This is a genomic window from Sphingorhabdus profundilacus, from assembly GCF_009769755.1.
Lineage (GTDB): Bacteria > Pseudomonadota > Alphaproteobacteria > Sphingomonadales > Sphingomonadaceae > Sphingorhabdus_B > Sphingorhabdus_B profundilacus.
Genome location: NZ_SDWJ01000001.1, coordinates 1,531,451 through 1,544,343, shown reverse-complemented (window position 1 = coordinate 1,544,343; position 12,893 = coordinate 1,531,451). Strand labels below are relative to the sequence as shown.

General features: G+C 51.9%; 13 protein-coding genes and 1 tRNA gene. 7 read left to right on the top strand and 7 right to left on the bottom strand.

Annotated features, from left to right (window positions below; genetic code table 11):
* The first annotated feature begins 68 nt into the window (after nt 1-68).
* Entirely contained in the window at nt 69-461 is a 393-nt protein-coding gene (locus EUU23_RS07210) for a (deoxy)nucleoside triphosphate pyrophosphohydrolase (protein WP_281346873.1), read from the top strand.
* A 48-nt stretch (nt 462-509) separates the two neighbouring features.
* Here EUU23_RS07210 and EUU23_RS07205 read toward each other — a convergent pair whose 3' ends face one another.
* A complete protein-coding gene (locus tag EUU23_RS07205) occupies nt 510-1,367 on the bottom strand; it encodes a methyltransferase domain-containing protein (RefSeq protein WP_160353353.1) in 858 nt (285 codons plus the stop codon).
* A gap of 42 nt (nt 1,368-1,409) precedes the next feature.
* Between EUU23_RS07205 and EUU23_RS07200 the strand changes: the two genes are divergently transcribed.
* The 5 genes from EUU23_RS07200 (at nt 1,410) to EUU23_RS07180 (ending at nt 3,786) form a co-directional block, all read left to right on the top strand.
* On the top strand, nt 1,410-2,177 hold the full coding sequence (locus EUU23_RS07200) for a ComF family protein (protein ID WP_218939516.1): 768 nt from the start codon (nt 1,410-1,412) through the stop codon (nt 2,175-2,177).
* 31 nt (nt 2,178-2,208) lie between these two features.
* On the top strand, nt 2,209-2,478 hold the full coding sequence (gene grxC, locus EUU23_RS07195; protein ID WP_160353352.1) for a glutaredoxin 3: 270 nt from the start codon (nt 2,209-2,211) through the stop codon (nt 2,476-2,478).
* The gene (locus EUU23_RS07190; RefSeq protein WP_160353351.1) at nt 2,478-2,972 is read left to right on the top strand and encodes a DUF1178 family protein; all 495 of its coding nucleotides are present in this window, start codon (nt 2,478-2,480) and stop codon (nt 2,970-2,972) included. The genes grxC and EUU23_RS07190 overlap by 1 nt, the downstream gene beginning before the upstream one ends.
* 35 nt (nt 2,973-3,007) lie before the next feature.
* Nucleotides 3,008-3,084, top strand: a tRNA-Arg gene (locus tag EUU23_RS07185).
* A 273-nt stretch (nt 3,085-3,357) separates the two neighbouring features.
* A complete protein-coding gene (locus EUU23_RS07180) occupies nt 3,358-3,786 on the top strand; it encodes a hypothetical protein (protein ID WP_218939515.1) in 429 nt (142 codons plus the stop codon).
* 22 nt (nt 3,787-3,808) lie between these two features.
* On the opposite strand, the gene EUU23_RS07175 is transcribed toward EUU23_RS07180, so the two are convergent.
* The 6 genes from EUU23_RS07175 to EUU23_RS07150 form a co-directional block, all read right to left on the bottom strand.
* A complete protein-coding gene (locus tag EUU23_RS07175) occupies nt 3,809-4,750 on the bottom strand; it encodes a hypothetical protein (protein ID WP_160353349.1) in 942 nt (313 codons plus the stop codon).
* Between the two features lie 17 nt (nt 4,751-4,767).
* Nucleotides 4,768-7,569, bottom strand: a complete 2,802-nt coding sequence (locus tag EUU23_RS07170; RefSeq protein WP_160353348.1) for a fimbria/pilus outer membrane usher protein — start codon at nt 7,567-7,569, stop codon at nt 4,768-4,770.
* A 70-nt stretch (nt 7,570-7,639) separates the two neighbouring features.
* A complete protein-coding gene (locus EUU23_RS07165) occupies nt 7,640-8,272 on the bottom strand; it encodes a fimbria/pilus periplasmic chaperone (RefSeq protein WP_246156161.1) in 633 nt (210 codons plus the stop codon).
* 221 nt (nt 8,273-8,493) lie between these two features.
* The gene (locus tag EUU23_RS07160; RefSeq protein ID WP_160353346.1) at nt 8,494-9,147 is read right to left on the bottom strand and encodes a hypothetical protein; all 654 of its coding nucleotides are present in this window, start codon (nt 9,145-9,147) and stop codon (nt 8,494-8,496) included.
* Between the two features lie 126 nt (nt 9,148-9,273).
* Nucleotides 9,274-9,915, bottom strand: a complete 642-nt coding sequence (locus EUU23_RS14030) for a hypothetical protein (protein WP_218939514.1) — start codon at nt 9,913-9,915, stop codon at nt 9,274-9,276.
* Nucleotides 9,916-10,282: 367 nt separating this feature from the next.
* Nucleotides 10,283-11,755 carry a sodium:solute symporter family transporter gene (locus tag EUU23_RS07150; protein WP_246156160.1) on the bottom strand — a complete coding sequence of 491 codons (1,473 nt, stop codon included), beginning with the start codon at nt 11,753-11,755 and terminating at the stop codon, nt 10,283-10,285.
* Between the two features lie 329 nt (nt 11,756-12,084).
* On the opposite strand from EUU23_RS07150, the gene EUU23_RS07145 reads away from it, so the two are divergent.
* Nucleotides 12,085-12,861 carry a DeoR family transcriptional regulator gene (locus EUU23_RS07145; RefSeq protein ID WP_160353343.1) on the top strand — a complete coding sequence of 259 codons (777 nt, stop codon included), beginning with the start codon at nt 12,085-12,087 and terminating at the stop codon, nt 12,859-12,861.
* Nucleotides 12,862-12,893 lie beyond the last annotated feature (32 nt).

The window sequence follows — 12,893 nt, the reverse complement described above, 5'->3', positions numbered from 1 at the left end:
CATTGATTTCCCACACAAGCGTTAACAAAAACTTGCAAAGTGATGAGAAGATGGAAAAAAATCCGACAATGCTATTCGTGGTTGCCGCCGCATTAACCAACGAAGTGGGTGAAATATTGCTGCAAATGCGTCCCGAGGGGCGTCAAATGGCGGGGTTATGGGAGTTCCCGGGTGGCAAGGTTGAACAGGGCGAATCACCCGAATCGGCATTGGCGCGGGAACTGAAAGAGGAATTGGGCATCGATGTTGCCGCTTCGGATTTGATTCCACTGACCTTCGCCAGCGCCCAAAATGGAGATCGCGGGATGATCCTGCTCCTGTATCGCTGCACCCAATGGATTGGTCAGCCTGCTGCATTGGACAGCCCTGAACTGAAATGGCTGCATCCTTGCGACATGGACGCCTTGCCCATGCCGCCCGCGGACGTTCCGCTCGTCAACTTCTTAAAGAAATTTTCCTAATTCGACTGAAACCGGGGCGGCAGCTGATCAAACGGGCGCCGTTATGGTCTATATATTTGCCTTTGGCCGCAATACTGATGCCAATGATACATCGGCGCTTCCACGCTGTGCGGGTTTGGGTTGATTTTCCGATGGCGACCATCCACTCAAAAAAAGATGCACAAATTGCTCTTCGACGCGCCCTGCCTTGTCGGCCAAATATGTCCATTCGCGATCCAGCTTTGCCGGAAAGTCGCGCCCTAGATAATGCCGGGGTCCGCATAAGGCGTTGCCAATTCCAGCATCGCGCACATCGTCGATGATGGTTTTCCAGCGGCCATAGCTAATCGGCATGATATCCAGGTCTGCAACGGGCAAGGCGAATCTTGCCCTCGCCATCAGGTCTGCTGCGCTGCGTAAATCGATTTGGGGGTGGATATGCGGTGCGTTCACGGACCCTTCGGCGGCCAGCATCAGTTTTTTAAGGCTCGCCAAGGATCCCGCCCCGAACATGTGTCCCAAAAATAATCCGTCCGGTTTCAATATATGACGTATCTGGACCAACGCGCCGGGCAAATCGTTGACACTGTCCAGCGTTCCCGCGGCGATAACCAGATCAAAGCTGTGCGGGGCAAAGGGCAGCCTGTCTTCCTGCGCGACGACGATCAGCGTGTCTGCTGCCGTTTCGGGCGATGAAAGAGTGACGGCGCAATCGCGCCCACCCAGAATCTTCGTGGCATGATATGCCATCGGGCCGATGAACAATGCGTCGAAAAATTGCCGCGAGACAAGAGCGAGCCGCTCTTCAATTTCCCGCGCGATATAGGTCCACAAAAAGGCGTCGCCCGTCCTTTGGGTAGCGCGCGCACGCAAAGCCTGACGACGACGTCGGTCAAAAATTTCCGGAGGTTGGTCCGATGCCTGCATTTGTATCTTGTGGAGATTTCGGAGTTATCCGACAAGGGGGCGATGACGTTGTTGTTGAAAATAGCCAAGCCGGTGCTCGATTTCGCATTGCCCCAACGCTGCCCCGCCTGTGGTGAAATTACCCCTGATGGGTTCAGCTTTTGCCCTATTTGCTGGGAGAAAATCCGGTTTATGAACCGGCCGTGGTGCGAAAGCTGCGCTTTGCCGTTCCCTTTCCAGCAGGCAGATGGCGCATTGTGCGCTGATTGTCTGTCAAACCCGCCCATGCATGACGGCATCAGGGCGGCAGTGGCCTATGATTCCACATCGCGCCAGATTGCACTGCGCCTCAAATATGGTGGGAAAATCGGATTGGCGAAAATGATTGCCCGTCATTTGGTGCGCCATTTGCCCGAAGACCGCAGCGATATTATCATAGCACCAGTGCCGTTGCACTGGACGCGGCTGTGGTCGCGCAGTTTCAACCAGTCGGCATTAATCGGGCGGGAATTGGCCAGATTGGGCGGGACCGCTTATTGTGCCGATCTGTTGATCCGTACCAAAAGGACACCCAGTCTGCGCGGATTGTCTTTAAAGGAGCGCCGCACGGCCGTGGGCACCGCCTTTGTCGCAAATCCGGCGCGGCAGAAAATGATTGCAGGTGCCCGCCTCTTGCTGGTCGACGATGTTTTTACGACAGGGGCCACCAGCAATGGCTGCGTCAAGGCTTTGAAGAAATCAGGGGCGTCCTGGGTGCAGATATTCTGCTGGGCGCGTGCTTTGCGTGGGGAAGCGTTACCGGAAAACAGCTTTGGTTCTGTCCGCACTTGACTCAGGTCTTGCGGCACACCATTTCATATTCATGACAGCGACAGTTGAAATCTACACGAAGTTCGGATGCCCCTATTGTGTGCGGGCCAAACATTTGCTCGATACCAAGGGCGTGGCCTATCAGGAATATGATGTGACGATGGGCGGCACAAAGCGGGACGAAATGGTGGTCCGTGCCCCCGGTGCGCGCACTGTACCGCAGATTTTCATAAATGGTGCTGCGATTGGTGGCAGCGATGACCTGCGTGCGCTGGAATCCGCAGGCAGGCTTGATGGCATGTTGGCCGGAACCGACGACTGATGATCGCCTTTGACCTGCGTTGCAGTGGTGGTCACAATTTTGAAGGCTGGTTTGCATCTTCATCAGATTTTGACGTTCAGCAGACAGGCGGCTTGATCGCTTGTCCGGTGTGTGACGACGCGGTTGTACACAAGGCACTGTCCATTCCCAATGTCGGGCGCAAGACGAACCAGATTCTAACCACTGTGAAGCCCGCGCCCGCGCCTGCGCCGGTAGAGGTTTCTATCGGTGAAGTTATGAACGCACCAACTTTACCGCCCGCAATGGTCGAAATGATGCACAGACTGGCCACGGCGCAAAGCGAGATGTTGAAAGAGTCGCAATGGGTGGGCGGCGCATTTGCCCAAACGGCACGGGCGATCCATTATGGCGAAGAATCCGATCGCCTGATCCATGGTGAAACCAGTATGGACGAAGCCGCGTCACTCGCCGAAGAAGGCATTGCAATAGCCCCGCTGCCCTTTCCGGTCATTCCTCCGTCGGCAAAAAATTGACCCGATAAAATCGCGCAGCTATGGAAAGCCCCGGCGCACCCATAGCTCAGCAGGATAGAGCATCAGATTCCTAATCTGGGGGCCACTGGTTCGAATCCAGTTGGGTGCACCATAATTATTGTTATATTACATATTCTTATGCGCGCGATCATGGAAGCATTTCGACTATTCCTGGTCCAAGTCATTTCCGCAGCATATGGGTGGTTTCCGTCGATTCCGCAGGGTTTATCGGTCGTTCGATAGCGTAATGTTTTGGACACGGTCCCCTGTCGTCTCGATCAAATTTCTTTCCAGGCGCTCAGGTGCCAAAATTTTGACACTGTCAAATTAACGCAATTTTTAGCCATGCCCGCTATCGATCATGACACCAGAAGGAGGGCTTCCCTTGCGAAAATCATTATTGATGCTCAGCGCATTTTGCGGGGCGGCCATGGCGTTTGGATCAGGTCTTTCGGCAGCCAGCGAACGGGCGGGATTTCGAATGACGGCTGTTGTAAAAACAGTATGCCGGCTTGAATTGCCCGAGCTAAAAACTGGCTCGAGCGGTCAAATTATCGATTTTGGTTCCTTCTACCAACTGTGCAACGCTCGTAATGGCTATCGCGTAACGATGCGCCATCCTGCCAATATGACGGGTGCTACCCTGTTCTGGGACGGCCGCGCTGTTCCCCTGTCGCCCGGCAATGAAACTGTTATTGCCGATGAAAGTCACGCTGCTACAAAATTTAGCGAAGTACGGCTCGACGTGAGGGATGTTGCTGTTCCGCTACATAGCCTGTCTTTTCGGATCGATCCCAAAGGTTCGATTTACTGATCCCAGAATAGTAGGAAAACCGCTAGTTCCGCGTGTTGACCAAGCAATTGGCCGTTGAAGCAGAATCGCGGGGTGTGAAAGTCATTGTCACCGTATCCCGGTAGCTACCGGCAGGCAGGGTGACGATCGATGCGCGGTCGAGGCCAACCTCAAGCTGCTCTCCGGTGCCCATTGGGGCAGGGGTCATAGGACATACAACAGTATCTCCGGTGCTGACGACGATACCGGCATAGCGCATAGCGTAGATTATACCTTGCGCGTCACCGGCGCGTTTCTTCAAAAGTCCGCCATTTTCGCTATCGAATTTTATCGCAAATGGTAGCGTGCTTAATGCCGTGATGTTTATCGCCCGGTTCAATGTAGCCGAAACAGATCCGACATCACCAAAGTCAATTGTTCCACGGGTTTGTCCAGCGCTTCCGATATAAGCGGCGACATAACGGGGAACGGTAAGAGAAAGCTCGACAGAAGCTGGCTGTTCCTGAGTTGCGCCGATCTGCCGACCCTGAGCATCCAAACACTGATACCTTACCGTCAGATTTTCGCGATGCACTCGAGCCGGCGCCTGTTGGCCGGCTGGTATCGAAAACCGAAAACGGGTGAGCTGCGTTCCTGAACGTTCAGCAAATTGGACTTGAGCGCCCGTAGTCGGCTGCGGCTGTTCATTTCCGACCACCAATATTCGGCGTGTATTGTCTTCCAGCCAATCGATTTCATACTGAGATGGTCCTGCAAGACCAATTTTCGGTCCGGTCGTCTGTGGCGTGGTGTCGACCAGTAAGAACCGAACCCCGCTAATCCCATCGGCCAAGCGGCGAATGCGTACATCGAACGTTTCGACAGTAGGACTGGAGTCAAATGGCTGATAAGCAACCCGTCCGCCATTTCCTATCAGTTCGAACTGGGCGCACTGCGTTTGGGCGAGTGCAGGCGCATTTGTCAGAAAGGCGGCGGCAATTGCCATAGTAATAATGACCGGTTTCACTGCACATCTCCCAATTTTACTTCGCCCAGACGAACAACGCCGAGACTTTTTTCCGGAACCACAATTTCAACAACGGTGGGCGGTTCGGTCGGCATTTCTATACGCCAGCGACCTGGCCGCATACCTGAAATTCCAAAACGACCGGTGCGGTTTGTGAAGATAGTCAAAGTGCGAGGATTGCTAACACCTAGCTCGGTCGCCTTGCCGGATAGCAGACTTACTGGCGATCCGTTTGGACCGATCAATGTTCCAAGCGCAGTTACGGAATAATCGGAACCCGCCGTTACCAGATATCCCCCCCGATAGGGCGGAAGGATTTTGGCGCTAGCTGAACCCAAGTCATAACCTATTGGAGCATTTGGCACATCATAGGTTATGGTACGTCGAATATATGCGCCAAGGTTAGGATCAACCGCGGGTCCGAAAATACCCGATTTAGCAGTAAAATGCTCTTCGCGCGGGTCCAGAATAACCTGCGCCTTGCCGAGCGATTTATGCGCGGAAACCATGGCGAACGAATCATAAATGGGACGGGAAAGCGCAAATTTTCCGTCGGCAAATGCGATCGCTGTCCCAAGGCGCAACGACGTCCTTTGTGAATCCGTCCGGCGACCCGATAGTTCGTAAACGGTCGTGTGCGTCAAACCAATTTCCGCACGGTTGGCATTATAGTTGAAGCCACCGTTGAAACCCGCATCCTGTTCACTAATGTCCAGATCGCCCGATGCCGTCCAACTGCCAACGCCGTCGCCTGATGCGGTCTGATATCCGATCCGGGCTCGTTCTGTCCGGGTATCGATTTCCGCAACAGCGTTAGAACGGGGGCCCAGCTTTACAGCTAATGTTGCCCTCACACCATATTCACTGCCAAAAATAGCGCGACGTTCGTAAGTGCCGTCGACAGTCAGGTTAAGTCGGGGATTGATGTTATAGCCGTAGGTCAGGCGCGCGCTGACTTCATCGCGCAATGCGCCACGGGCAACACCATAGTCGCCACTAATGGAAACAAATTGCGATTGTCCAATGGGCTGGGCATAGGATGCCGACAAGTTCCACTTGATCCGGTTATCAACCCCGAAAAATCCTGGATTTGCAAAGTTTGCGCTTCGGTATTCAACGCTAGCCGCAACTGATCGTGGGGTAACGTCATAACCTCCGAAGCTTTTTTGAAGGCCGACATTGGCTGCAAAACCTGTTCCGATTCCATCCACATCACTGACCGCGGCATCAAAGCCCAAGATGCCGACAGGGCTGGCGACGACTGCTTCGGCTCCTGCTGTTGCACCCGATTTATTGAAGTTGAAATTGCCACCCAAGGTAACAGTTTCGCTCATACCGCGGCGGAACCAGCCTGACACGGCAGGTTCGCTGGTTTGGTAATCCCGGGAAGACCGACGAAACGGCGCCAAAATGCCGGCCTGTACCGAAAATTCAGTAAGGCCTTCTGCCAGCAATGTACGGTCAAAAAACTGAGAAAAGGTGATGCGCTGCGTTCCGCCCGCGTCATCTTGGATATTGAATTCGACGTTGTTCGTTCCCTGCACGAAGGGGAAGTCGCGAATGTTATAAACACCGGGCTGTAAGCGCACCCTCCGGATAACCTGCCCGTTAATTGTCGCTTCGACGGTTGAAGGTCGCGTTAGCGTGAAAGATCGATCACCACGGGGTTGCACATTACGCAAGGGGTCAACGATAGAATAGACGCGCGTTGCAGACAGGCCAGCTATCTGCGGGCTTCCAGCAAAACCGCGGCCGCTTGTGATCAGGTCACCTGCAGAGAAGCGAACCAGACGCCGACGGTCATCATAGACCAGCCGGGTACCTTCACGGGTAAAGAAATTCTGCGAATCTGAGTTCAGCCGAACTGTTGCTTCATTTTCGAGCACGAAACCGCGATACCGGATTGCGCTGTCGATCAAACTGGTTGGCGTTTGAAAACCGGAATCCACGCCATTCCAGATATAATCCCCAAAACTTCGGAAGTTAACATAGCCGCTGAAAGTTGCTGGCTCGGAATATTGTCCGGTCACCCCATCGTCAAACCGGCGTAATGAGATGTCCTGCGCTTCGCGTGCGTCGGCAGGTATCTTTATATTGAGACTGATGCTGGCAGGCTCATAGCTGATGACATAGCCCAAACGCGAAATTTGAGGGATGAGCGCATAGTCCAGACCTGCCAAACTGGTTTCAAGGACGCGCAAATTCTCCGAAGAGAGAATATGGCGCATCGCCTCCACAAATGATTTGGTTTCGACCTTGACCTGGTCATCGGCGGTCAGAATGAAAGAAACCTCATTTAGCACAAATGTGCCGTCTCGCATCGGAGCGGACAGATTTATATCTCGGCCCGTCGGGTTCAGCCGAACCGCAGGTGCTGCGTCGAGATCAACCGACTGTGTTGCCGTAAAGTTGTAAGGAACAGTTGCGGGCGAATTTGACGATTGGGGTGTATCGCCAAAGAACAGATAATCAGGCGAAATGGATAGAAAGGGTGCAGGCGTTTCGGCATCAATTTTTTTAGGGTCTTTTTCTGCCACGTCGAACAAGTTGCTGACCGCAACCGAACCAAAAGTCTGCGCGCTAGAAAGGGTATGATGTTCCGGTAGATCGAAAAAACTATATTGAGGCGGCTTTGGTATAGGTACAAACAAGTGCCCGGATGATGAGACAATTGGTTGGAGCGCTTCATCTTGCGGGAACGCTGCAAAAAAGTCATAGTCGAAATCGGTCGACAAGGCTTGAACTAGCGCTGGATTGGACATTGCAAGCGCGGCGGCACTTGCCCCCGAAGATGCCATCGCCGGGGACGCAAAGGATAGTCCCCCCATTCCAAGGACTATAACGGACGAAGTTCGAAACTGCCCGGAATTAGCGCGTTGATGGTGTGAAATACGCCTCAACGCTACCCCCCGAAGTCGGCAAAATAATTCCGGTTTGCATTTTCCGTATCTGACCCGCGCCAACCAGGCCAAATCCAATTTCCTGAGAAATCTGGTCACCGGTCATGGTTTTTTTAAAGACCTCCTTTCCGGTGTCATCTTTCTGGACGATGCGTAAGGAGCCATTTGACAGATACCCATAAGTATCTGATTCGTTGTTCAAAATCAGCAATACTCTTGGTTTTCCGTCGCCACCGACATAGGTTTCCGCTTTAGAAATACTCAATTTTGAACGTTTGCCGGCCATGCTGACACCCGTAACAATTTGAAAGTTGTAAAGCAGCTGCAGCGCCGATTCCCCCTCGGGAATCTTGACCGGCAATTGTGCTACCGTAACAAAATAGTGGCGGCTTTTTACAAGGTCGGGATCGCCGACATATTGTATCCGGACGGCCTGTGTGCCTCCGGGTGCGATTTGCGCCTGTGGTGGAAAGACCAACAAATCATCCGTTGCTTTTCCCGTGCCGCGAACACCATCATCGGTATATTCAGCCTCCTGTGTCAGGACTTCGAGAATAACAGGTTTTGCATATTTATTCTCAATGGTGACAACTTGCGACATGCGTTGGCCCGATGTCTGCAAATCGATTACGACAGGGGACACGGTCATTGCGTATAACGCGGTTGCCAGTCCAGCGCTGACAGCAACGGAAAATGCAGCATAAATAGCTGCTTTGGGCCGAAACGGCATTATAGATAAGTCCCCATTTTTTTGCCCTTCGGGTCGGACAAAAATAATCCCGGGAACAAAATATTCTGCCCCCGGGATCCTCTATCCATTTTTTATACGCCGGGTGTCAACTCTATGGTTAACGTGCTGATATATTGGCCAGCGATTAACCGGTTTGCGTCAGCCGTAAAGTTGCCACGGGCGGCAGTGCTGTTGCCATTGGTAACGGCTTCGGAATTGAGTTCAGAAGAAAATACCACCTGCGCGCCAGAACCGGTTGCACCGAAGCGGCCAACTGTAATTCCTGCACCCGAACCAACACCGGGACCATTGCCTTGACCATCGGATGTTCCTTCGGTCGGTGTGAAGCCATCTGAACGGACGGCACCGGCAATGTTCATATTCACATCATATACGACGGCGCGGTTGAACCCGTCTGTGCCCTTTATACCGCTATCGGTTACGAACGCAGTGCGATACATCTGCAGAGTGTTCTTTGCGCCGGTGCACCAGGCGGTAACATTTGCCTGATTCATCTTGTTCGCGACCGAGCTCGATACCGTTGCAAGAGCGAAGCCTTCGTCGTTGGAAAGAGCGTTGGTATCTAAGTTAAGCGTGTAGGTTGTCGCTTCAAGATTACACTTTGCTGGGTTTGTCGCGTTTATCGTGAAGATTTCGGTATCGGTACTGCGATTATTGCCGTCGGCAAAGGCCGGGGCGGACGTCAGTGCAGCGAAGGTCGCGACCGCAATTAAACATTTTTTCATCAGCTTGTTCCTTTTCACTTAAACTCCGGTCTGATTTTAAGAGAGATCAGACGCTCTCTTCGCCCACCGCGTTTCTCTCCAGTGAAGCGCGGATCGGATTCATTTAACTGAATTTATGTTTTGATATCATGTGCTTGGAGCCACAATAATCGTTAAAATCTCTTGATAAGCGCCTGCCGCAAGTCGCACAGTGTCCGCTTCGTCGCCCTGCCAAGTGACGGTCAATTCGCCTTCCTTTCCAATAGCAGAAGTATCGCGGCCGGAATAAAGACCGGACCCTGGCTTGGAACCGTAGAAACGACAAGCCGAGTTTGCGGATGTCAACGAAGTTGAAGCGCATTCTCCCGCAGTGACAAGTCCTGTTTGATCCGTATTAAACTGAAGCCCGGCAACATAGTTTTTGCGATAGGCAAACGCACCGACATTCTGAATTTGAGAAGCCGTGTCCACCAATTGAAGCGCGCCATTTTTTGCCGCGACGCCAATCTTGAATGGGGTGTTGCAGTCCAGACCAAAGCGAAAGGCGATCCTTGTTGGTTCGTCAATGCGGCCGCTATCGTTCGAATTAGCGCCGAGCGGAGCGATGCCGCAACGCCGACCGATTGATGCTTCTATTTCGATTTGCAGCGAGCTTCCAGACGGCGCCTTAGCAATCGTTGCCGCCGGAAAGAAGGCGAATGAGGCGACGAATATCGCACTTAACGCGAGAAATTTAGCCCCAGATAGTCGCACAAATACACCGCCCTTAAAGACACAACCATCATGCACCCGAAAATCGGGTCTATGGTTCCATATATTTGCGACCCTCGGTGACGCAGGATTTTTTAAAGCCCCGAATCGACTGATTAATTTTTTGTAAACTTGATTGAAAATACTGTCGAAAGAATAGATGGTTAAGACATGTAAAGTCTTTCATCAAATTGAAATATATAGATATAAATCTGTCTTTTGAATTCCGGAAATTAACCTTTCTCGTGAACTTTTTGATCAGCCATGATATCGAGAATGATAAGCATGTTTTGCAAACAAATTTGGCAATTTGCAATTTTGAGCAAGCGGTAATCGCTACAGGTCCGAACACAAGGCCAGGCGAAACCCATCCGTGGGCGCTCGACATCTCAGTTTAATGCGCTTGTTACCCTGCCGCCTCGATTGCAGCGTTTTCGGCACGGCGCATGTCGCGTCCAGCCGCGCTGAAGATAAATGTAGCACGGTTGCCAAAAGCAAACCTGTTGACGATCAGCGACACAATGACAGATGTCACCAGCACAATAACCATCACGTCAATATAATGCAGCCACGGCAATCCCCAATGCTGATAGTAAGTTTGGCCGTTGAAATCTGCATTGGGTACATAAAGTATGAAATTGTGCACCGCGTAGCTGCCCAGTCCCCAAACCAGTCCACCAATTGCCGCGCGCGCGTCCACATTGCGGAAAAGCAATCCGGCGATGAAGGCGGACAGGATCGGCATCGAGAACAAACCGTTCAATTGCTGCAACAAGTTGATAATGCTTTCGGCATTCTGGAAAATCGGAACCATCAAGATCGAAGTGATGGTCAGAACAACAGAGGCAATTGCCGCAACTTTCCAGGGCTTCGCAATCGGGGCGATGAATTTCTCATGGAAATCCATCGAATATAGTGCGACCGAACTGTTCAAAATCGCGCTCGTATGGGCAATCACGGCCGCGGCCATCATGGCAGCAAATGCGCCGGACATCCAACCCGGTAAAACCTGGGCGACAAGCTTGCCATAAGCTGCGTCGTTGACGTCGCCGAACAATTTGAACGCGACCACGCCTGGTATAACAACTATCGCCGGGATAACGAGAACTCGTATCGCTGCTGCGGCAAACACACCCTTTTGCGCTTCCTTTACATTAGGCGCGGCCATCGCTTTTTGCGTGATATTCTGGTTGGTCGACCAATAGAAGATCTGGATGAAAATCATGCCGGTGAACAATGTGTGAAACGGTATGGGCGAGTCAATCGCGCCTACCATGGTTGTCCTGAATTCAGGAACACCGGTAAATATGTCGAAATTCACCGCTGCCAAAGCGAGGAACACAACCAGTAAAGCTATGGCAAGCAGGCCAATTCCGGAATAAGTGTCCATCACAGCGACGGCACGAAGTCCGCCCGTAATCGTATATGCGGCGGCTATGATTGCCATCGGGGCTGCATATACCAAAAGCGAAAATTCCGTTCCAAACAGCGACTGCAAAAAAAGGCTGCCGCTGTACAAGGCGGCTGGCAGATAAATCAGAATGTTGCCGACAAGAAACATTGCTGAAATTACGGTGCGTATGCTGCCCCCCTTGTAGCGGCGCTCCAGCAACTCGGTGACGGTCGTGCATTTGTTGCGGTAATAAATCGGTACAAAAACGAATGCCAATATCATCAACCCGACAAAGCCCGATAGTTCCCACCACGCCAACAGCAACATCTGGTTACCATTCATGCCGACGAGTTGCTCGGTGGACAAATTGGTCAATGTTATCGAGCCCGCCACAAACAGCCAGCTCAACCCGCCTCCTGCAAGGAAAACCTCTTTAGAACTGCTTTCGCGCCCAGCGCCTTTGCCATGCACTTTCAAGTACGTCATGACGGCGATCAGACCGGTCAACGCGAAAAAAATCGCAATTTGTATTGCCGAAGCACCTTCTTGAAACATCCCGTCCCCCTGCATTATCCACGATTTGCGAGACTGACGTTTCGTACCGAGGCTTGTTAATGGAATGCTACTTCCCTTTTCGCAAATAACAAGCTTCGAATACGAACATCGAATTCGGCTTATATTGCATCTTAATCTTTAGAAGGTTCGTTTTCTCTCGCAATCGCGAAGTGCATGTGGTGGACTTGGATGTGCTGTTTGTTGGCCTTGCACTGGAAATATGTAACGGCTGAACCACGGGCTGGGGAAAGGGGCGAAATATGGGTGATGAGATCAGCAAGCGTCAGAGTGCGATTTTGGCGCTCGTCAAAAGCCAGGGATTTGCGGCTACGGAGCAACTGGTCGACCAGTTTAATGTAACCCCGCAAACCATCAGGCGCGATATCAACATATTATGCAAACATGGCCTGATGCAGCGATTTCATGGTGGCGCAGGACAAGCAACCAGCGTCGAAAATGAAGCGTATCATCACCGTCTCCAGACGTTTGTCGACGCAAAAAGGCATATCGCCGCTCAAGTCGCGAAGCATATCCCGAATGGCAGTTCCTTGTTTCTAAACATCGGCACTACAACGGAGATGGTTGCCAAGGCTCTGATTAATCATAGAAACCTTAAAGTCGTCACCAACAATCTGCATGTCGCCACAATATTATCAGGCAATGACGATTTTGAAGTCATGATCGCAGGCGGTCAGTTGCGGAAACGAGATGGCGGGATAATCGGCCCGGCTACCACTGAGTTTATCGAGAAATTTCGGTTAGATTTCGGTATCATCGGCGTAAGCGGAATTGACACCGACGGGGCCTTGCTGGATTTTGACTATCAAGAGACCCGAAACGCCGAAGCGATCATTACAAACTCCCTTGAAACGATATTGGTTGCAGATCACAGCAAGTTCGGCCGCCGGGCAATGTCACGTTTTGGACACCTTTCCCAGATTGACTGGCTCTTCACAGACGAAGAACTGCCCGATAAATTTCAGAGCCTTACCTCAGATGCCGGGGTTGGTGTGAAAATCTGCCGTAGCGAAGAATAGCATGCAATAAGCAATGGTTTGAATATTTCGAT